We start from the raw sequence: 20,614 nt of genomic DNA on the forward strand, positions 1-20,614 counted from the left end.
AACAAGTTAACGCATCAAATGCGCGCTATTTGGCGGGCCTCAGTCATAGCTGCGCCGGTCCTCGATCACCTTGCCATCATTGGGCAGGCTGCCGACGGGAACCAGCTGAACCTCGGCTTTCAGCTTCAGCGTATCCAGGATGCTTCCCTCGTATCCCGATGCGTTGTCCGAGGTGGTTTCCAGCTGGACCGTCATCACATCCATCTGGTCGCGCCGATCGGCGATGACGCGGGCCCGGGCGATGTCGGGATGGCGGGCGACCAGCGCCGCGACCTGTTCGGGGCGCACGAACATCCCCTTGATCTTGGTCGTCTGATCGGCACGGCCCAACCACCCCTTGATGCGCATATTGGTGCGGCCACAAGGGCTTGTGCCGCCCATCACCGCCGACAGGTCGCCCGTCGCAAAGCGGATCAGCGGGTAATCGGGGTTCAGCGTGGTGACCAGAACCTCGCCCACCTCGCCCTCCGCGACGGGGTCGCCGGTGCCGGGACGAACGATCTCGACGATGACCCCCTCATCGACGATCATCCCCTCCAGCGCATCGCTTTCATAGGCGATGTTGCCCAGATCGGCGGTGGCATAACATTGCCGCGTGACGATGCCCCGGTCGGCATAGGCTTGGCGCAGCGACGGGAACAGCGCGCCGCCACCGACGACAGCGCGGGTAAAGGACAGGACCTCGCCCATCTGATCGGCGCGATCCAGAATCACCTTCAGGAAATCGGGCGTCCCGGCATAGCAGGTGGTGCCGATATCGACCGCGGCGCGGACCTGCAATTCGGTCTGGCCGGTCCCCGCAGGCAGCACGGCGGCATCGACCGCCCGCGCCCCGGATTCGAACATCATCCCCGCAGGCGTCAGATGATAGCCAAAGCAGTTCTGCACGATGTCACCGCGTCCCACGCCCGCAGCATGCAGGAACCGCCCCAACCGCCACCAGTCGCCGTCGCGCCGCCCCGGTTCGTAAATGGGACCGGGGCTTTGAAAGACATGGTCGAATTCAGCCGCCAAGCGTGTCGTATAGCCGCCGAAAGGTGGCGATTTGCGCTGCGCCTCGGACAGTTCCGCCTTGCGGATCACGGGCAGGCGCGCCAAGGCCGCGCGGTCGGTCACCTGTGCGGGGTCCACGTCGCGCAGCAACCGCGCCAAGGCCGGCGCGGTCTTGGCCCGCGTGATGGCCAGCGGCAGGGCCACCGCCAATGCGCTGTCGCGTTCGCCCTGATCACGGGTTTCCAGTTCGTCGTAATATGATGCCATGATCGGATCCCCTCAGGCCAGCCAGCGCTTGCGGCGGCGATAGCTGCGCGTGTCGCGGAAGGATTTGCGCCCTTCGTCGGACATGCCCAGATAGAATTCCTTGACGTCGGGGTTCTCGCGCAGCTCGCTGGCCAGCCCCTCCATGACGACGCGGCCATTTTCCAAGATGTAACCCTCGTGGGCATAGCGCAGGGCGACGTTGGTGTTTTGTTCGGCCAGAAGGAAGGTGACGCCTTCGCCTTCGTTCACGGCCTTGACGATCTGGAAGATCTGTTCGACCAGCTGCGGGGCCAGGCCCATGGAAGGCTCGTCCAGCAGGATCATCTCGGGGCGCGACATCAGGGCGCGACCCATGGCGACCATCTGCTGTTCCCCCCCCGAGGTGTATCCCGCCTGGCTTTTCCGGCGTTCGCGCAGGCGCGGGAAATAGTCATAGACCATCTCCAGGTCGCGCTTGACCGCGGCACCGCCATCGGCACGGGTATAGGCACCGGTCAGCAGGTTTTCCTCGACCGTCAGGTGTTCGAAGCAGTGGCGGCCCTCCATCACCTGGATGACGCCCTTCTTGACCAGGGCGGCCGGGTTCTGGCGGGCGACCTTTTCGCCCTTGTAGGTGATGCTGCCCTTGGTCACCTCGCCCCGTTCGCTGGCCAGCAAGTTCGAAATGGCCTTCAGCGTGGTCGTCTTGCCCGCCCCGTTGCCCCCCAGCAGCGCGGTGATCCCGCCCTTGGGTACGGACAGGCTGACGCCCTTCAGCACCAGGATGACGTGATTGTAGATCACCTCGATATTGTTGACTTCCAGCAGCGTCTCGCGGTGTTCGGCGTCGAACATGGGGCGGCCCCTCTTGATGATGGGACCGGCGGCGGATGACCCCGCCGCCGGACAGGGATCAGTTGCAGCGCGGGGTCTTGCCGGCTTCCTTGGCATAGGCGGCGCTGTCTTCCTTGATCAGCGGATCCAGGATCTCGGCATCGGGCGCGATGAAGTCGGTGATCAGGTTCCACTGTCCGGCCGCGGCGTCCCATTGCTGGATACGGGAAAGGCCCTCCCCACCGTGGTTTTCGCAGGACAGCTGGATCGGCGCACCGAAGTCCGGCAGGCCCAGCTCGACCATGCGTTCAGCGGTGATGTTCAGCGCCTCGAAACCGTCGCGCATCTGAGCGGCGTTGATCTCGGCGGTGCCGGCCAGCTCCTGCGCCTTGGCGATCGCCTCGGCGATGACCAGCGCGGCATAGGCGCCGCGCGAATAAAGCACGGTTCCCGTCTGGTCGCCCGCCCCCGCGGATTTGCCCGCGTCATAGACATATTGCTTCAGATCGTCATAGAGCGGGTAGTCCTGCCCCACGCCGTGGAAGGTCAGCGCCTTGTATCCTTCCGCCCCGGCCCCTGCGGGCTTCACGTCGTTTTCCGAACCCGACCACCAGATGCCGATGAACTTGTCCATCGGAAAGCGGATGTTCACGGCCTCCTGGATGGCGACCTGGTTCATGACGCCCCAGGCATACATGATGACATAATCGGGCTTGTTGCGGCGGATCTGCAGCCATTGCGACTTCTGTTCCTGGCCGGGCGCATCGACGGGCAGTTCCGACAGCTCGAACCCGTGCTTCTTGGACAGTTCCTGCAGGGTGCGGATCGGTTCCTTGCCATAGGCGCTGTTGTGATAGACCAGCGCGATCTTCTTGCCGGTCAGGTCGCCCCCCTCCTGATCCAGGATGTGCTTCACCGCAACCGAGGCGCCGTCCCAATAGTTGGCGGGCGCGTTGAACACCCATTCGAAGACCGACCCGTCCTTGGCCGAGGTCCGGCCATAGCCCGGCGTGTAGAGCGTGATGCCGTCCACGCTGACCTTCGGGATCAGCTGATAGGTGATGCCCGTGGACAGCGGGTTCAGCACCAGCGGGTTCTGGGATTTCAGCGCCTCGTAGCACTCGACCCCTTTTTCGGTGTTATAGGCGGTTTCGCATTCGGGAACCTGGACTTTCTGCCCGCCGATGCCGCCGTCGCGTTCGTTCAGCAGCGTGAAGTAATCGGCAAAGCCGTCGGCATAGGGGATGCCGTTGGCGGCATAGGGACCGGTCCGATAGGACATGTTGGGCACGACCAGATCGGCCATGGCGGGCGCTGCGACCGTCAGGGCTGCGGCAACCAGTGCGGGGAACGTCAGTTTCATGCGGGTCTCCTCCCAGAGATATGCGATGCCGGTTGCCCGGTTCTTCGATGAAAACTTAGTGCGGGAACGGCCACAGCCGCAGCTTTTCCTTGGTCAGCGACCACAGACGGGCCAGCCCGTGCGGCTCGACGATCAGGAAGGTCACGATCAGCGCGCCGACGATCATCAATTCGATATGGGCGGCCAGATCGGTGGGCCAGCCAAGGTTGCCGACCAGCAGGTTCTTGAGCAGCACCGGCAGCAGGACTAGGAAGGCCGCGCCCGCGAAACTGCCGAAGATGCTGCCCAGGCCGCCGATGATGATCATGAACAGGACAAGGAAGCTCTTGTTGATGCCGAAGGCCTCGCCCACCTCGGCCGCGCCCAGATAGACCGCGAACAGCAGCGCGCCGGCGATGCCGATGAAGAAGCTGCTGACGGCAAAGGCCGACAGTTTCGCGCGCAGGGGGTTCACGCCGATGATCTCGGCGGCGATGTCCATGTCGCGGATGGCCATCCACTTGCGGCCGATGCTGCCGCGCGTCAGGTTGCGCGCCATCCAGGCCAGCAGGAAGGCGAAGACCAGGCAGGTCAGGTACTTCGCGGGGGCGGTGGCGGCGGGACCGCTGATCGCCTCGCCCATGAAGGTGCGCGTCGGCGCGGTGATCTGCCCCGAGGCCGAATAGTTGTAAAACCACGGCACCTTGTTGAACAGCCAGACCAGGAAGAACTGCGCGGCCAGCGTGGCGACAGCCAGATAGAACCCCTTGATGCGCAGCGACGGCAGGCCGAACAGCACACCCACGATGGCGGTGATGATGCCTGCCAGCACCACATGGATCAGCAGGCTGACATCGGGAAACGCGGTCATCATCTTATAGACCGAATAGGCGCCCACGGCCATGAAACCGCCGGTCCCCAAGCTGACCTGACCCGCATAGCCCGTCAGGATGTTCAGCCCGAGGGCCGCGATCGCATAGATCAGGAAGGGCACCAGGACCGCGCTGGCCCAATAGTCGTTGATGACGAAGGGCACGATCCCGAAGGCCACCGCGACCACCGCGTAGTAACCCCAGCGTTCCAGCTTGATCGGAAAGGTCTGGCTGTCGTCCCGGTAGCTTGTCTTGAAATCGCCTGCCTCACGATACAGCATCGCGGCTCTCCTCTAATGCGTCCTTTCGCAGGGGCGCATCGCCCCCGCAGCCCCGCGCGATATCCACCCTCACACCCGCTCGATGATGCGTTCGCCGAACAGGCCCTGGGGCCTGAAGACCAGGAACAGCAGCGCCAGCACATAGGCGAACCAGTTCTCGGTGGCGCCACCGACCATCGGGCCGATGGAGAATTCGAACAGCTTCTCGCCCACACCGATGATCAGCCCGCCGACGATGGCGCCGGGGATCGAGGTGAAGCCGCCCAGCATCAGCACCGGCAGCGCCTTCAGCGCGATCAGCGACAGGCTGAACTGCACGCCAGATTTCGTGCCCCACATGATACCCGCGACCAGCGCGACAAAGCCCGCGATCGACCAGACCATCACCCAGATGAAGCGCAGGCTGATGCCCACCGACAGCGCCGCCTGATGGTCGTCGGCCACGGCGCGCATGGCGCGGCCCTGCTTGGTGTATTGGGCGAATGCGACCAGGGCCGCGACCAGAAGCGCCGCGATCACCGTGGCCCAGATGTCCAGCCGGTCGATGAAGTAGCCATAGCCGAACCAGCTGTCCGTCACGCTTTCGATGCTTTCGGAAATGCCCTGCGGCAGGCCCACGTCCAGCGTCTTGATGTCGGCACCCCACATGACGTCGCCCAGCCCCTCAAGGAAATAGGCCAGGCCGATCGTCGCCATGAACAGGATGATCGGTTCCTGTCCGACAAGGTGCTGCAGGACCAGCTTCTCGATCAGGAAGGCCAGCCCCACCATGACCAGCGCCGTCAGCGCGACGGCCAGGATGGATGGCACCGTCCAGCCGAAATGATGCAGGCTGGTGCCGAAGGCCGCGTTGATCAGATGCGCAAAGGGCACCTGCCCGTTCTGGATGCCCACCAGCGTCAGCGCCGCGAACAGCGCCAGCACCCCCTGGGCATAGTTGAACACCCCCGAGGCCTTGAAGATCAGGACGAAGCCAAGCGCCACCAGCGCGTACATCACGCCCGTCATCAACCCGTTCAGCATCACCTCGGATGCGAAGATCAGCTGCTCCATCAGAGGCTCCTTTTCATGCGGGGTTCGATCGGGCGGGGTTCGGTGCGGCGGTCATTCATGGGCCACCCCCAGATAGGCGTCGATCACCTGCTGGTTGTTGCGGACCTCGTCGGGGGTGCCGTCGCCGATCTTGCGGCCGTAATCCATCACGACCACGCGGTCCGAGAGGTCCATCACCACGCCCATGTCATGTTCGATCAGGCAGATCGTGGTGCCGAATTCGTCGTTCACGTCCAGAATGAAGCGGGACATGTCCTCCTTTTCCTCGACATTCATGCCGGCCATCGGTTCGTCCAGCAGCAGCAGCTGCGGTTCCGCGGCCAGCGCGCGCGCCAGTTCGACCCGCTTTTTCAGGCCATAGGGCAGGCGACCGACGGGCGTCTTGCGGATGTTCTGGATTTCCAGAAAGTCGATGATCCGTTCGACGGCGGCGCGGTTCTCGTTCTCCTCGCGCTCGGCCGGACCCCACCACAGGGCCTGGGACAGAAAGCCCGCCTTCATCTTCTTCAGGCGGCCGGTCATGATGTTGTCCAAGACGCTCATCCCGTCGAACAGGGCGATGTTCTGAAAGGTCCGCGCGATGCCCAGGCCCGCCACCTGGTGCGGCTTCATGGCCTGACGACGCTGGCCCTTGAACCAGACCTCGCCCTCCTGCGGGTGATAGAAGCCGGAAACCACGTTCAGCATGCTGGACTTGCCGGCGCCGTTCGGGCCGATGATGGCGCGGATCTCGCCCTGGCGGATGTCGAAGCTGATATCCTTGATGGCCACCACGCCGCCGAAACGCAGGGTGATGTTCTTCAGCTCCATCAGCTTGCCGCCGATCTGGCGCCCGTCAGCGGTGATATAGCCGTCACTGGTCATGCTGTTCATTGCGCCGCCACCTTCGTTTGTGCCGCATCGCCAAAGACCGGCACGTCCATGATCTGCAGCGTCGCGCTGATCTGCCCCTTGCGGCCGTCTTCGTAGGTGACTTCGGTACGGGTATGGATGCTGTCCGATCCGTCATAGAGCGCGCCCACCAGATCGGCGAATTTGTCGTTGATGACGGCGCGGCGGACCTTGCGGGTGCGGGTCATCTCTCCGTCATCGGGGTCCAGTTCCTTGTGCAGCACCAGAAAGCGATGCACTTGGCAGCCCGACAGCATCGGGTCCTGCGCCACCGACCGGTTCACTTCCGTGATATGCTCGCGGATCGAGGCATAGACCTGCGGATGCCCCGCCAGTTCCTGATAGCTGGAATAGGCGATGTTGTTGCGTTCCGCCCAGTTGCCCACCGCCGACAGGTCGATATTGATCATCGCCGTGCAGAAATCGCGCCCGTTGCCGATGACCACGGCCTCCAGGATGCTGGGATAGAACTTCAGCTTGTTCTCGACATATTTGGGCGCGAACATGCTGCCATCGGCCATCTTTCCGACATCCTTGGCGCGGTCGATGATGCGCAGATGGCCGGTCGCCTCCTCGAAGAAACCCGCATCGCCCGTTGCGACCCAGCCTTCGGGGTCCTTGGTCGATGCGGTGCTGTCGGCATTCTTGTAATATTCGACGAAGGTGCCGGGGCTGCGGTAGTAAACCTCGCCGTTGTCGCCGATGCGGACCTCGACGCCGGGGCTGGGCACGCCGACCGTGTCGGACCGCACCTGCCCGTCGGGCTGCTGGGTGATGAAGACCGATGCCTCGGTCTGGCCGTAAAGCTGCTTCAGGTTGATGCCCAGGCTGCGATAGAAATCGAAGATCTCGGGGCCGATGGCCTCTCCGGCGGTATAGCCCACGCGGACGCGGCTGAGGCCCAGCGTGTTCTTCAACGGCCCGAAGACGAAGATGCGGCCCAGCCCATAGGCCAGCCTGTCCCCGAAGGACACCGGCTTGCCGTCCAGCATCGCGGGTCCGGCGCGGCGCGCGACATCCATGCCGCGCTTGAACAGCCATCGCTTGATGCGGCCCGCATCCTCCATCCGGATCATCACCGATGTCAGCTGGGTTTCGAAGACGCGCGGCGGGGCAAAGAAATAGGTGGGCCCGATCTCACGCATGTCGGTCATCATCGTATGCGCGCCCTCGGGGCAGTTCACGGTGAAGCCCGACCAGACCGCCTGTCCCATCGAGAAGATGAAATCGCCCACCCAGGCCATCGGCAGATAGGCGACGATCTCCTCTCCCTCGGTCAGGTGGTCGAATTCACTGCTGTTCTTGGCGGTTTCGATGATGTTGCGGTTCGATAGCACGACGCCCTTGGGCTTGCCGGTGGTGCCGCTGGTGTACAGCATGACGCAGGTGCTGTCGTAATCCAACGCCGCCGTCCGCGCGTCGAGTTCCGCCCCCAGACGGCTGGCTCCCTTGCGGCCCCGGTCCTGCAGGTCGGCCACGGAAGTCATGCGGGCATGGTCGTATTTTCGCAGACCCCGCGCGTCGGTATAGATGATGCGGTCGATGGCATCGATGGTGCGTTCGACCTCAATGACCTTGTCCACCTGTTCCTGATCGCCGCAGATCACCATGCGCGCGCCGCAATGGCCGAGCACATAGGTCATCTCCTCGGCGACGGCGTCCTGATACAAGGGCACGGGGATCGCACCACACATCTGGGCCGCGATCATGCCCCAATAATGGGCCGGACGGTTGCGTCCGATGATGGCCACGTGGTCGCCGGGGTTCAGCCCCAGGTCCAGCATCCCCAACGCCATGGCACGGATTTCATCGGCGGCTTGCGACCAGGTCCAGCTTTGCCAGATCCCGTATTCCTTTTCGCGGTAAGCCGGCCGGTCGCCGAAACGGGCCACATTCCGCGCCAGAAGCGCGGGAATAGAACGCAATTCGCCCGAAGGCGTCTGCCGGTCCGTCATGTCTCCTCCCTCGTTGCGCGTCAGGCGCAATGTCGCCCGTGACCTCCTCCGCCACGGCGACGCGTTCACTGTCACGGCCAATCTTTGCCGCAGTTTGTCCCAATTCCAACAAAATGTTACGGCGCTTCCGCAGAAGACGCCCCGATGCTATCGATATGCATGATCATCCGTGGGGGGCTGATGCATCACGAGGACCAGCAGGCGGGCGCCCTGACCAAGGCGCGCATCCGCGCCGACCTGACGCGTTCGGGGCTGAACCTGATCGGACAGGCGCTGTCGATCTTTGATGCCGACCTGCAGCTGGCGGTCGCCAACAACCAGTACCAGGCGATGTTCGACCTGCCCAACGCGCTGACCCGGCCCGGTGCCAGCTTCGAGGAGACGATCCGCTTCCTGGTCCTGCGCGGCGAATATGGCCCCCAGGACGACCCCGAGGCCTCGGTCGCCTATCGCGTGGCCCAGGCCCGCCAGTTCCAGCCGCATTACTTCGAACGCGAACGCGCCGATGGCCGTTGGGTCGCGGTCGAAGGCGCGCCCCTGACCCAGGGCGGATGGGTCACCGTCTATACCGACATCACCGAGATCAAGCGCCAGGAATCGCTGCTGCGCGCCCGTTCGGCGGAACTGTCCGACCAGGTCCTGCAAAACGCCGAACGGCTGGCCGCCGCGAACCGCCAGCTGGCCGCGACCAACGCCGCCCTGTCCGAGGCGCAGCGCATTCTGACCCGGACCGAGGCCCGCACCCGCCAGGTGACCGAGATGGTCCCCGCCCATATCGCCCATATGGATGCGCAGTTCCGCTATACCTTCTCGAACCGCAGGCTGCCGTCGATCTTTCCAGGCGCGGCGGATGACATTGTCGGGCTGACGGTGGAACGCGCACTTGGGGCGCAGACCTTTGCCACGCTGCTGCCCTACATGACCCGCGCGCTGGCGGGCGATCCGCAGGTTTTCGAGATCACGCATCCCACCTCGGGGCGGCGCATCCGCATCGCCCTGACGCCCGACCGGCAGGGGGCGGGCGTCTATATCCTTTCGACCGATGTCAGCGCCGAGGTGCAGGCGCGCGAGGCGCTGGCCCACGCCGGCAAGCGTAGCCTGGCCGCGCAGCTGACATCGGGGATGGCCCATGATTTCGGCAACCTGCTGACGATCATCCTGGGGCTGCAGAGCCGCCTGGCCGCCCGCGACCTGCCCCCGGATGCGGCCCAGGACGTGCAGGCCACCCTTGCCGCCGCACGCCGCGGGGCCGATCTGCTGAACCGGCTGGCGCGGATCAGCGGCGAACGCGACCTGTCGCTGCACCCCGTGGACCTGCCCGCGCTGTGCAGGCAGGTGGCAACCTTGGCGCGCCCGTCCCTGTCCGACGGGACGCGGCTGGACCTGCGGCTGGCGACCATCCCCGGCCCCCTGCTGCTGGACCCCGACGCGCTGCAGGATTCGCTGCTGAACCTGATCCTGAACGCCGATGCTGCGACCGGCCCGGGGGGCTGCATCACGCTTGCCGCGGGGCGCAGCGGCGACTGGCTGCAGATCGCGGTCAGCGATACCGGCCCCGGCTTCACCCCCGAAGCCTTGATCCGCGCCACCCAGCCCTTCTTCACCACCAAGGGCGGACAGGGATCAGGGCTGGGCCTGTCGATGGTCTATGACCAGACCAAGCTGGTGGGGGGCACCTTGCGGCTGGAGAACACCGGGACGGGTGCCCGCGTGACACTGCGCCTTCCCTGGCGTCCGGTCGTGCCCCAGATGGTGCTGCTGGTCGAGGATGACGACGCGATCCGCACGCAGGTACGAGACCAGCTGACGGGGCTGGGCCATGCCGTGATCGAGGCCGCGTCCCTGGCCGAGGCGACCGCCCTGACCGACCTTCCCGGCCTGACGCTGATCCTGTCCGACATCCAGCTGGGCGACGGGCTGGGGCTTGACCTTGCCGCGCCGGTGCCGATCCTGCTGATGACGTCCTTGCCGCCGGGCGACGCGCTGCGCTGTCGCAGCGCCGGGCCGGTGCTGACCAAACCCTTCACTTCCGCGCGCCTTGCCGCTGCGCTGGCCCTGGCCACGAAAGACCAGCCATGACCGATGCCCCGCTGATCGCCATCCTGGACGACGAACCCCAGATCCGGCACCTGCTGTCCCAAGCTCTGGAACAGGCGGGCTTCCGCACCCAGTGCTTTGCCCGCGCCACCGAATTCGAGGCGGCGCTGCGCCGCATCACCCCCGATGTCTGCCTGATCGATCTGGGTCTGCCCGACCGCGACGGGTTGGCTTTGGTGCATCGGTTGGCGATGGATTCGGGGGCGGCAATCATCATCATCTCGGGTCGGTCGCAGGTGCAGGACCGGATCACCGGGCTGGAGCTGGGCGCCGACGATTACATCATCAAGCCCTTCGAACCCTCCGAGGTCGTGGCCCGCATCCGCGCCCGCCTGCGCAAGCCCGCGCAGGCCCAGACCCGCAGCGCCCGCACGCTGCGCTTTGCCGGGTGGAGCGCCGATTTCGACCGGTACCTGCTGACATCCCCCGAAGGGGTGGAAACCCCCCTCAGCCATGCCGAGGCCGAGGTGCTGCGCATGTTCACCGACAATCCACGACGCCTGATCACCCGCGCCCAGATGCTGGAGACGCTTGGCGGTTCGGCGGGCGACAGTTTCGATCGGGCGATGGACGTGCGCATCTCGCGGCTGCGCACCAAGCTGTGCGAGGATCCGAAAAACCCGCGCCTGATCAAGACGATCTATGGCGCGGGCTATATCTTCCTTGCGGAGCTAGATTGAGGTCAGAGATGTTGGGGGGGCCGGCCCCGCACGCCTCTGACCCTCGGAACAGGCCGTGATCAGGCGTCGCGGTCCCAACCGCTGATGGCCTTGCTGTCCATGAACTCCTCCAGCCCCATGATCCCGCCTTCGCGCGCACGGCCCGATTTCTTGACCCCGCCAAAAGGCGCCCCGGCCCCGCGCGACTCACCGTTCATCTCGACCATGCCCGCGCGCAGCTGACGCGCGACGCGGTTGCGCTTGGCGCCGTCCTGCGACTGGACATAGTTCGTCAGACCATATGGCGTGTCATTGGCGATGCGGATGGCCTCCTCCTCATCCTCGAAGGGGATGATCGACAGGACGGGACCAAAGATCTCCTCGCGCGCGATGGTCATTTCGTTCGTCACATCGGCAAAGACCGTCGGGCGGACGAAATAGCCGCGGTTGACGCCTTCGGGCAGGCCGGTGCCGCCAGCGGTCAGGCGTGCGCCTTCATCGATGCCCTTCTGGATCAACCCTTGGATCTTGTCCCATTGGCCCTTGCTGATGACGGGACCGATATGGCGGCCATCGGCATGGGCGCTGGCGACCTTGGTGTCGTTGGCGACCTGCGTGGCGACCTCGACCGCGCGGTCATAGGCCGAACGCTCGACCAGCATGCGGGTGGGTGCGTTGCAGGACTGACCGGTATTGTTGAAGCAATGCTTGGCGCCGCGGGCGACCGCCGCATCGTCGGCATCGGCAAAGACGATGTTGGCGCCCTTGCCGCCCAGTTCCAGCACCACCTTCTTCAGGCTGTCGGCGGCCGCCTTGGTGATGGCGATGCCCGCGCGGGTCGATCCGGTAAAGCTGATCATCTCGACATCGTCATGGGTGGACAGTTGCGTGCCGACGCCCGGACCATCGCCATGGACCATGTTGAAGACGCCCTTGGGCAGGCCCGCCTCCTCCAGGATCTCGGCGAAGACGATGGAACTCAGCGGCGCGATCTCGGATGGTTTCAGCACGCAGGTATTGCCCGCCAGCAGCGCCGGGATGACCTTCAGCGTCACCTGGTTCATCGGCCAGTTCCAAGGCGTGATCAGCCCCACCACCCCGACCGGTTCCCAGGATATCATCGTGGTGGGCGCATGATCCCCCAAGGGCCGCACGAACTGGAAGTCGCGGAAGGCGTCGATGAAATTGGTGATGTGGAAGGTGCCGCTGGCGACCTGGTTGTTCAGCGACATCTCGGCCGGCGCGCCCATTTCATGGCTGATGGCCCAAGCCATGTCCTCGGCCCGCTTCTGATAGATCTCGAGGATCTGCTCGACCTTCGCCAGGCGTTCGGCGGGCGGCGTGGCGGACCATGCCGGGAAGGCACGCTTGGCGGCGGCGACGGCGGCGTCGGTATCGGCCTGGTCGCCCAGGCTGATGACGGCGACGGCTTCCTCGGTCGAGGGGTCGATCACCTCGAGGTCGCGCGCGGTCGCGGGGGCCACCCATGCGCCGTCGATAAAGAATTTGCGCTTGTCCAGAACCTGGGACATCGGACTCTCCTGCTCCATGATTGGGGCACAGCCTGTCACCGCCGCCCCGCCGCCGCAAGCCCGCGATGCAGGGCGGATCGACCACTGGCATTCCCGAAAGGGCTGCTTATGTTGAAGCCAACGCAACCCATGGAAAGGACACCGCATGTCCCTGCGCATCAATGACATCGCCCCCGATTTCACCGCCGATTCGACCGAAGGGCAGATCAGCTTCCACGACTGGATCGGCGACAGCTATGCGATCGTCTTCAGCCATCCGCGCGACTTCACGCCGGTCTGCACCACGGAATTCGGCGCCGTCGCCCAGCTGGCACCCGAGTTCGAGAAGCGAGGCACCAAGGTTCTGGGCGTGTCCGTGGACAGCGTCGATGACCACCAGAAATGGAAATCCGACATCTCGAAGGTCGCGGGTGCACCGGCCAATTTCGCCATCATCGACGACAGCGACCTGACGGTGGCCAAGGCCTATGACATGCTGCCCGCCGAATACTATCTGCCGACCGAGGGCCGCACCCCCGCCCATTCGGCCACCGTGCGCACGGTCTTCATCATCGGGCCGGACAAGAAGGTCCGCCTGACGATGACCTATCCGATGTCGGTCGGCCGCAACTTTGCCGAGATTCTGCGGGCGCTGGACGCGGTGCGCAAGACCGATGGCGTGCCGATCGCGACGCCGGCCAACTGGGTGCCGGGTCAGGACGTGATCGTCGCCCTGTCGCTGGACGACAAGGCAGCCGAGGAAAAATTTGGCCCCCTGGACATCAAGCTGCCCTATCTGCGCTATGCCAAGGACCCGGCCTGATCACGGCCAGCCATATTGACCCAGCAGGGCGGCGATGGCACGGTCATTGCCGCCCTGCCCTTGGGCGGGGCGGTTCACCGACCGCAGGCTGACTGCTTGGCTGCTTTCCCATTCCAGGATCCGGGCGCGTTCCCCGATCTTGGCGGGCCGTGAACCGGCCATCCGGTGCATCCAGTACAGCCAGATGTCATCGGCCCCCGGCGCCAGCCGCATGAACAGGTCGTCGCGCGTTACGTCCGGGTGAAACACCCCCGGCGCATAGATCACCCCCGACACGCCGGTTGGAAAGACCAGCGGCCCGGTTTCGGGCGATTGCAGGTTGTGATCCCAGTCTTCGTATCCGGCGGGCCGGCTACCCGTCATCGTCACGCGATGGGCGCGCAGGCAGGCGACGCCTGCCCCAGCTTGCGCGGCAGCCACCAGCCGCTCCAGCCAGTCGGCGGGATAGTAGAGGTCGTCATCCGCCGTCGCGATGAAGGCGTCAGGATGGGCCAACAGCGTCGGCACGATCTTCTTGTAGGACCGCCAGGACGCGCAGGTCCGGATCTCCAACCGGTCCATCCCGGCAATCTCGGGCGGAAGATGGGCATGGTCTTCGTCGTCCAGCCACAGGATCACCCGGTCCGGCTGAACGGTCTGGCGCGTCAGGGCCTGCAAGGTCGGTGCCAGTGTCCCAAAGCGCGCGGGATAGCTGGTCAATGACACGATCAGCGGAGCGGGTAAGCCATGCGGACGACCCGCACGATCGGGCCGCCCGTCTATTTCGGCCACGGCGCGGGCTTGGCGGCGGCGCCGCTTGAAGCGGCGGAACGCATCGCGGATCATGGGTTTTCCCACGCGCGGCGCAGCCAGCCGATATCCCCGATGCGGCGGTACCATTTGTGGCCGCGCCCGGCAAAGACGTCCTCCATCTTGGGGGCGCCCGCGAACAAGACGATCTTGGCCCCTTCGGGCATGGCCGGATCGCGCAGATAGGACAGAAGATTGCGCGGCACGCAGTCGTTTTTGAAGCTGACGCACCAACCCTTGGGCCAGTAATGCAGATGCCCACGCGCGGCCAGCTGCGCCGACTGGAACTGCTGGCTGATTTCGTATCCTGCGGTCGCTGCGGCGGGATCGGCCAGATAGGCGTCCAGGACATAGGCATGGTCCCCAATCCGATACCGGAAGACGCTGGAATTGCCGACGCTGTGCAGAAACCGGTCGCGCCCCGGATTGATGCGGCGCAGGGGCTTTGCCCGGAACAGGTCGTCGTCGCGGATGATGAGGAAATCGCCCGGCAGGTCGAAGAACGGCGCCAGGTCGTCCACCACCACCAGGTCGATGTCCAGAAACAGCGCCGTCCCCGACAGGGACGCATTGGGGCCGCCCAGATCGCGCCGGAACAGCCCGAGCTTGCGCCAGCGCGTGTCGGAATGCCCCTGCGGCAGCCCCAGCTCGGGCAGCGGCAGCGCCTCGACCTGCGGATCAAGGCCCGTGGCGTCATCGGTGAAACAGATGAAGCGATGCGGGCGCGCCAGATGCCGCCGGACCTGCGCCGCCAGCCGGTTCACATCGTCACTGCTGTAAAGCGTGCCCCATTTCATCGTCAAAATCAGGAGGGGATCATCTGTCATCGCAAGGGACTCGTGTTCGGGTCATAGATAGGCGTTCAGGATCTCGGCATAAAGGCTGCCTGCGGGAACCTTGCCGTCATGGTCCTCCTGCAGGGTCTTGCGGATTCGGCTGCCCCACAGATGCAGGCAGATGGTGTCCGTGCCGAAATCGGACAGTCGCCACCGCCCGGGCTCCAGGAACTGACCATGATCATGCACGTCGATGGGGTAGAATGCGGCCGGTGGCAGGGCATGGTGCAGTTCGTCATGCTGGGTCAGATAGATCGTCAGCGCCTTGGGGCCCGTACTGCCCCAGGCCCATTTCTCGATCGGGTAACCCTGCCCCAGGGTGCGCACCCAGTATTTCAACCGCCGCGCGCCGGTGATGTGGGGGGCGACGCCGCGGGTCGACGGCGAAAACCGACACAGATCCTGCAATGTGGGCGATCGGCGCGGAAGTCGCAGGACGGCATTGTTGACCGAGCGACCGGTCTCGAACCCCATGACATAGTCGCCGTCGGGCATCGGGCGCAGGCCAATGATGTCCAGATCGACCCAGGTCGCATCGGTCGTCTTCAGCAGTGCATAGCGGAACAGGTTGGCGTGCAGGGCTGGACTGGGCTTGCGCTTGTCGCGATAGACCAGGATCCTGGACCCGGACATGACTTCGGCCGCGTCGCGCGTGGTCACGCCGTCGGGGACGTTGGGAATGGGGGCATAGCTGTAAAGCGTCACGGGGTGCCCCAGACGCATCAATGAATTCAGGCTGGCAATCTCCATCAGGCCCAAGGCCCCGCCGATCCACAGGGTAGCGAGTTCACGCAAAGTCATGATCCTTGCTCGCTGGATGAAAAAACGGCCGGCCACGATGTGGCCGGCCGTATCTTGCAGATCAGGCGTTCGCTTCTTCGGCGTTTTCGTCGATCTCGGCGCCGGTTTCCTGGTCGACCATCTTCATGCCAAGGCGGACCTTGCCACGATCGTCGAAGCCCAGCAGCTTGACCTTGACCTCCTGACCCTCTTTCAGGATCTCGTTGGGGTGACCCAGACGACGGTTCGCGATCTGGCTGACATGCACCAGCCCGTCACGCTTGCCGAAGAAGTTCACGAAGGCACCGAAATCGACCAGCTTGACGACCTTGCCGGTATAGATCTTGCCTTCTTCCGGCTCGGCCACGATCGAATAGATCATGTCATAGGCCTTCTTGATCGACTCACCATTGGCCGAGGCGATCTTGATGATCCCTTCGTCATTGATGTCGACCTTGGCGCCCGAGACTTCCACGATCTCGCGGATGACCTTGCCGCCCGAGCCGATCACTTCACGGATCTTGTCGGTCGGGATCTGCATCGTCTCGATGCGCGGGGCGTGGGCGCTGAATTCCTGGCGACCTTCGGTCAGGGCCTTCGACATCTCGGACAGGATGTGCATGCGGCCATCCTTAGCCTGTGCCAGCGCCTGTTCCATGATCTCGGGCGTGATGCCCGCGACCTTGATGTCCATCTGCAGCGACGTGATGCCGTTTTCGGTCCCCGCCACCTTGAAGTCCATGTCGCCCAGGTGGTCTTCGTCACCCAGGATGTCGGTCAGAACGGCGAAGCGGCCGTCGTCTTCCAGGATCAGACCCATGGCGACACCGGCGACCGGTGCCTTCAGCGGAACGCCCGCATCCATCATCGACAGCGAACCGCCACAGACCGAAGCCATGGACGACGAGCCGTTTGATTCGGTGATCTCGGAGACGACGCGGATGGTATAGGGGAAGTCCGTCGCCGCCGGCAGAACCGCCTGCAGGGCGCGCCATGCCAGCTTGCCGTGGCCGATTTCGCGACGACCGGGCGAACCCACGCGACCGACCTCACCGACCGAATAGGGCGGGAAGTTATAGTGCAGCATGAAGTTCGAACGATAGTTGCCGTGCAGCGCGTCGATGATCTGTTCGTCATCGCCGGTGCCGAGCGTGGTCACGACCAGGCCCTGCGTCTCGCCGCGGGTGAACAGCGCCGAACCGTGGGTGCGCGGCAGGATGCCGACTTCGCTGACGATCGGGCGGACGGTCTTGGTGTCGCGGCCGTCGATGCGGGCGCCGCCGCTGATGATGTCACCGCGCAGGATGCCCGATTCCAGCTTCTTCAGCGCCGAACCGAGGTTGGCGTCGGCCAACTCGTCCTCGGAAAGCTGCTCCTTGACCTTTGCCTTGGCAGCGGCAATCGCGTCCTGACGGTCCGACTTGTCGCGGATCGCATAGGCGGCGCGCATGTCGGCCTCGCCGATGGATTTCACGCGGTTGTAGAGCGCGCTGTAGTCCGGCGACTGGAAGTCGAAGGGCTCTTTCGCGGCGTCTTCGGCCAGATCGATGATCAGGTCGATGACCGGCTGGATGGCGTCATGACCGAATTTCACGGCGCCCAGCATTTCGGCTTCCGACAGCTCATAGGCTTCGGATTCGACCATCATCACGGCGTCCTTGGTGCCGGCGACGACCAGATCCAGACGCTGTTCAGGATTGTTGCGCAGCTGGTCCATGTCCTGAACCTCGGGGTTCAGCACGTATTCGCCATTGGCGAAGCCGACGCGGGCCGCACCGATGGGGCCCATGAACGGCACGCCCGAGATCGTCAGCGCAGCGGATGCGGCGATCATCGCGACCATGTCGGGATCATTGACCAGATCGTGGCTCAGCACGGTGCACATGACCAGCACTTCATGCTTGAAGCCGGGTGCGAACAGCGGGCGGATCGGACGGTCGATCAGGCGCGCGGTCAGCGTTTCCTTTTCGGTCGGACGTGCCTCGCGCTTGAAGAAACCGCCCGGCACCTTGCCGGCGGCATAGTATTTTTCCTGATAGTGAACCGTCAGCGGGAAGAAATCCTGCCCGGGCTTGGGTTCCTTCGCGAAGGTGACGTTGGCCATGACGCTGGTCTCGCCCAGGGTGGCGATGACGCTGCCGTCGGCCTGACGGGCAACCTTGCCCGTTTCCAGCGTCAGGGTTTCCTGGCCCCACTGGATCGATTTCTTCACTACATCAAACATCTGATTTCCTCTGGGAGTGTTCCGGCCCTCCGGTCACCCCGTGTCATATGGCGGCCCCATTGCCGCCGCCCCTATCCTTTGCATGTGCCCCGGGGCTGGACCTCACGTCGCAGATGGACGGCAGATACAGGAAAACGCGCTGTTTGGGAAGTGGGTGGCAGGGATGGGCCAATGAAGAACGCCCGCAGCTTTCGCTGCGGGCGTTCCCCTTCCGAATGATCGGAAATGATTAGCGGCGGATGCCCAGCTTGCCGATCAGGTCGGTATAGCGTGCTTCTTCCTTGCCCTTCAGATAGTCCAGCAGCTTGCGGCGCTGTGCGACCATCATCAACAGACCACGACGCGAGTGGTTGTCTTTCTTGTGCGACTTGAAATGCTCGGTCAGGGTGGTGATGCGCGAGGTCAGGATCGCGACCTGGACTTCGGGCGAACCGGTGTCACCTTCCTTGGTACCGAATTCCTTGATCAGGCGGGCTTTTTCTTCGACGGTGATCGACATCGGGATCTCCTTCCGGATTAGGGGTGATGGCGCAGGCCGGGATGTCGTCCAGCACAGGCCCATGAAGTCGTCAGCCGGACACGGGGTGCCCGGCGGATGCGCGCGTATAGGACAGGCCCGGCAAAAAGGAAAGCCCCGGCGTGCACGGGTGCGGAAAATCAGCCCAAGGGTGTGACGATCCGCACGTCGGCTACGTCCAGCCCGCCATCCTGCAACAGCCGTCCAACCGGATGGCCATTGACCGATAGCAGATAGGTGCCGTCCTGATCCCGCTCCAGCGTCACTTCGGCATTCTGGGCGTCATCGGCATTCAGGTGCAGTTCGATCTGGTCCCGGTCGGCGTCGAAATCGGCGATCGTGGGGAAACCTTCGGGGGTGTCGCGCAAAACAAAGCTGTCGCCGCCATCATTGCCCGAAACGAAATCATGCGCGCCCGGCATCAGCGTGTCGTCGCCATCGCCGCCATTCATCCAGACGGTTTCTGGACCGTCATGGCCGATCAGCACGTCATTCCCCGCCCCGCCATCCAGATCATCGCCGCCCCCGGTCGAAACAAGCAGGTCATCGCCTTCGTGTCCGGCCAGGATATCGTCGCCCGCGCCACCGAACAGCGTGTCCCGCCCTTCGCCGCCAAACAGCGTGTCGTCGCCCGAATCACCATAGATGAGGTCGTCGCCCCCCTGCCCCGCCAGCATGTCGTCGCCCGCACCGCCCTCGATCGTGTCGGCTCCGCCCAGGCCATAGGCGCCGTCGCCCTGCACCCAGTCATCCCCGTCACCCCCCTGAATCAGGTCGTCGCCCAGTCCCCCGCGCAGATCGTCATCACCGTCATAACCGCTGATCACGTCGCCCAGCGGCGTTCCCATCAGCATGTCGGCCTGATTGCTGCCCAAAGCCTGCGCGGGTTCCTCGACGGGGGCCGGATCGACAGGTTCGGGTTCGGGCTCTGGTTCGGGCAGGATGGGGGGCAGTTCGCCGTCATCCTCTGGGGTGGCATCGGGGTCCTCGTCGTCTTCGGCGGTGGACGAGGTCAACGCGCTCAGATCCACCATCAGCCCCGCCATCATCAAACTGAGAATACCACCTATGAACAGCATCGACACGGACCCCACACACGACCGGCAACATGCCGATGCCTTGCATGATACGCAGCGGAAGCCCGTCCCAGAACCGAATAATTAATAAAAACTTAACGCCATGCCACCGGACCCTGCCGATAGGCAACGTAGAGCGGATGGCGGGGCATGCCGTCCCGGGTCAGACCCAGATGACAAAGAGGCACCCCCGTCGCCCGCAGCAGTGATTCGACCCGGTTCCCACGCCCCAGATGCGCGCCATGTACACCCCAGCCGCACAGGACGGCCTGCGACCATGCGGCGGTCTCTTGCAGGACATCGTCATTACCGGGTCCCACCGGCGCATCGGCACGGCGCAGATCACGAGGATCGGTCGCGCAGAAGGCAAAAAGGTTTACCACCCGAAAGGCGCCATAGCCCAGGGCGCGCGCCCGACGCTCGCAGCGTTCGACGGTGGGATCGTTGCGAAAGGCGTCGGCGGTCGAGGGGTTCAGCATCACGATGCCCAAGCCCGGCCCGTCACTCCATCGCCGCGTCAGCGCATAGCGATAGGTCCGGCAGGGCGACCAGATCGCCTCGGACCGGGTGGCTGCGACCTGATGGGTTTAGCGAATCATCCGCGATCCTTTCCGGACATGAAAAAACCCGCCTTAAGGGGCGGGTCTGTTCGGATCGTTTTCCGCGATCTGCCGGTCATCCCGGCAAGACCCGCGCCGATCAGCCCTGGCGGGCCTTGAAGCGGCGGTTGGTCTTGTTGATCACGTAGACGCGGCCTTTGCGGCGCACGATTTGGCAGTCACGGTGCCGGCTCTTGAGCGAGCGGAGCGAGTTGCGAACCTTCATCGGTCTTCTC

The 20,614-nt window shown here is 64.4% G+C and carries 19 protein-coding genes; 3 read left to right on the forward strand and 16 right to left on the reverse strand.

Going from position 1 to position 20,614, the window contains the following annotated elements; genetic code table 11:
• Window positions 1–39: 39 nt before the first annotated feature.
• The 7 genes from DKT70_RS07030 to DKT70_RS07060 all read right to left on the reverse strand — a co-directional run bounded on the left by DKT70_RS07030 (window position 40) and on the right by DKT70_RS07060 (window position 8,467).
• Entirely contained in the window at window positions 40–1,260 is a 1,221-nt protein-coding gene (locus tag DKT70_RS07030) for a phenylacetate--CoA ligase family protein (protein ID WP_111558475.1), read from the reverse strand.
• Window positions 1,261–1,272: 12 nt separating this feature from the next.
• Window positions 1,273–2,094, reverse strand: coding sequence for an ABC transporter ATP-binding protein (locus DKT70_RS07035; protein ID WP_111558476.1), 822 nt, complete (start codon window positions 2,092–2,094; stop codon window positions 1,273–1,275).
• 58 nt (window positions 2,095–2,152) lie between these two features.
• A complete protein-coding gene (locus DKT70_RS07040) occupies window positions 2,153–3,436 on the reverse strand; it encodes an ABC transporter substrate-binding protein (protein ID WP_111558477.1) in 1,284 nt (427 codons plus the stop codon).
• A gap of 55 nt (window positions 3,437–3,491) precedes the next feature.
• A complete protein-coding gene (locus DKT70_RS07045; RefSeq protein WP_111558478.1) occupies window positions 3,492–4,568 on the reverse strand; it encodes a branched-chain amino acid ABC transporter permease in 1,077 nt (358 codons plus the stop codon).
• 69 nt (window positions 4,569–4,637) lie between these two features.
• Window positions 4,638–5,624 (reverse strand): branched-chain amino acid ABC transporter permease, encoded by a 987-nt coding sequence (locus DKT70_RS07050; protein ID WP_199559546.1) that lies wholly within the window; start codon window positions 5,622–5,624, stop codon window positions 4,638–4,640.
• Window positions 5,625–5,672: 48 nt separating this feature from the next.
• Complete coding sequence (locus DKT70_RS07055) at window positions 5,673–6,494, reverse strand: ABC transporter ATP-binding protein (protein WP_111558480.1); 822 nt, start codon at window positions 6,492–6,494, stop codon at window positions 5,673–5,675.
• Complete coding sequence (locus tag DKT70_RS07060; RefSeq protein WP_111558481.1) at window positions 6,491–8,467, reverse strand: AMP-binding protein; 1,977 nt, start codon at window positions 8,465–8,467, stop codon at window positions 6,491–6,493. Before DKT70_RS07060 ends, DKT70_RS07055 begins: the two co-directional genes overlap by 4 nt.
• Before the next feature lie 180 nt (window positions 8,468–8,647).
• On the opposite strand from DKT70_RS07060, the gene DKT70_RS07065 reads away from it, so the two are divergent.
• Together DKT70_RS07065 and DKT70_RS07070 are read left to right on the forward strand one after the other, a co-directional pair.
• Window positions 8,648–10,546, forward strand: coding sequence for a hybrid sensor histidine kinase/response regulator (locus DKT70_RS07065; RefSeq protein WP_111558545.1), 1,899 nt, complete (start codon window positions 8,648–8,650; stop codon window positions 10,544–10,546).
• On the forward strand, window positions 10,543–11,244 hold the full coding sequence (locus DKT70_RS07070; protein WP_111558482.1) for a response regulator transcription factor: 702 nt from the start codon (window positions 10,543–10,545) through the stop codon (window positions 11,242–11,244). The genes DKT70_RS07065 and DKT70_RS07070 overlap by 4 nt, the downstream gene beginning before the upstream one ends.
• A 59-nt stretch (window positions 11,245–11,303) precedes the next feature.
• On the opposite strand, the gene DKT70_RS07075 is transcribed toward DKT70_RS07070, so the two are convergent.
• Window positions 11,304–12,755, reverse strand: coding sequence for an aldehyde dehydrogenase family protein (locus tag DKT70_RS07075; RefSeq protein WP_111558483.1), 1,452 nt, complete (start codon window positions 12,753–12,755; stop codon window positions 11,304–11,306).
• Between the two features lie 145 nt (window positions 12,756–12,900).
• On the opposite strand from DKT70_RS07075, the gene DKT70_RS07080 reads away from it, so the two are divergent.
• The gene (locus DKT70_RS07080) at window positions 12,901–13,557 is read left to right on the forward strand and encodes a peroxiredoxin (RefSeq protein WP_111558484.1); all 657 of its coding nucleotides are present in this window, start codon (window positions 12,901–12,903) and stop codon (window positions 13,555–13,557) included.
• On the opposite strand, the gene DKT70_RS07085 is transcribed toward DKT70_RS07080, so the two are convergent.
• The 8 genes from DKT70_RS07085 to ykgO all read right to left on the reverse strand — a co-directional run bounded on the left by DKT70_RS07085 (window position 13,558) and on the right by ykgO (window position 20,604).
• Window positions 13,558–14,382, reverse strand: coding sequence for a glycosyltransferase family 2 protein (locus DKT70_RS07085; protein ID WP_111558485.1), 825 nt, complete (start codon window positions 14,380–14,382; stop codon window positions 13,558–13,560).
• Window positions 14,379–15,143 carry a hypothetical protein gene (locus DKT70_RS07090; protein ID WP_233490462.1) on the reverse strand — a complete coding sequence of 255 codons (765 nt, stop codon included), beginning with the start codon at window positions 15,141–15,143 and terminating at the stop codon, window positions 14,379–14,381. Before DKT70_RS07090 ends, DKT70_RS07085 begins: the two co-directional genes overlap by 4 nt.
• A gap of 51 nt (window positions 15,144–15,194) precedes the next feature.
• Window positions 15,195–15,977 (reverse strand): ribosome maturation factor RimM, encoded by a 783-nt coding sequence (locus DKT70_RS07095; protein ID WP_111558487.1) that lies wholly within the window; start codon window positions 15,975–15,977, stop codon window positions 15,195–15,197.
• 67 nt (window positions 15,978–16,044) lie between these two features.
• Window positions 16,045–18,186 (reverse strand): polyribonucleotide nucleotidyltransferase, encoded by a 2,142-nt coding sequence (gene pnp / locus DKT70_RS07100; protein WP_111558488.1) that lies wholly within the window; start codon window positions 18,184–18,186, stop codon window positions 16,045–16,047.
• A gap of 229 nt (window positions 18,187–18,415) precedes the next feature.
• Window positions 18,416–18,685, reverse strand: a complete 270-nt coding sequence (gene rpsO, locus DKT70_RS07105; RefSeq protein WP_072295708.1) for a 30S ribosomal protein S15 — start codon at window positions 18,683–18,685, stop codon at window positions 18,416–18,418.
• Between the two features lie 158 nt (window positions 18,686–18,843).
• Window positions 18,844–19,782 carry a calcium-binding protein gene (locus DKT70_RS07110; protein ID WP_158529966.1) on the reverse strand — a complete coding sequence of 313 codons (939 nt, stop codon included), beginning with the start codon at window positions 19,780–19,782 and terminating at the stop codon, window positions 18,844–18,846.
• A gap of 92 nt (window positions 19,783–19,874) precedes the next feature.
• The gene (locus DKT70_RS07120; protein ID WP_111558491.1) at window positions 19,875–20,333 is read right to left on the reverse strand and encodes a DUF1643 domain-containing protein; all 459 of its coding nucleotides are present in this window, start codon (window positions 20,331–20,333) and stop codon (window positions 19,875–19,877) included.
• Between the two features lie 145 nt (window positions 20,334–20,478).
• Entirely contained in the window at window positions 20,479–20,604 is a 126-nt protein-coding gene (gene ykgO / locus DKT70_RS07125) for a type B 50S ribosomal protein L36 (protein ID WP_072295706.1), read from the reverse strand.
• Window positions 20,605–20,614: the final 10 nt, after the last annotated feature.

The organism is Paracoccus sediminilitoris, assembly GCF_003259195.1.
Classification (GTDB): domain Bacteria; phylum Pseudomonadota; class Alphaproteobacteria; order Rhodobacterales; family Rhodobacteraceae; genus Paracoccus; species Paracoccus sediminilitoris.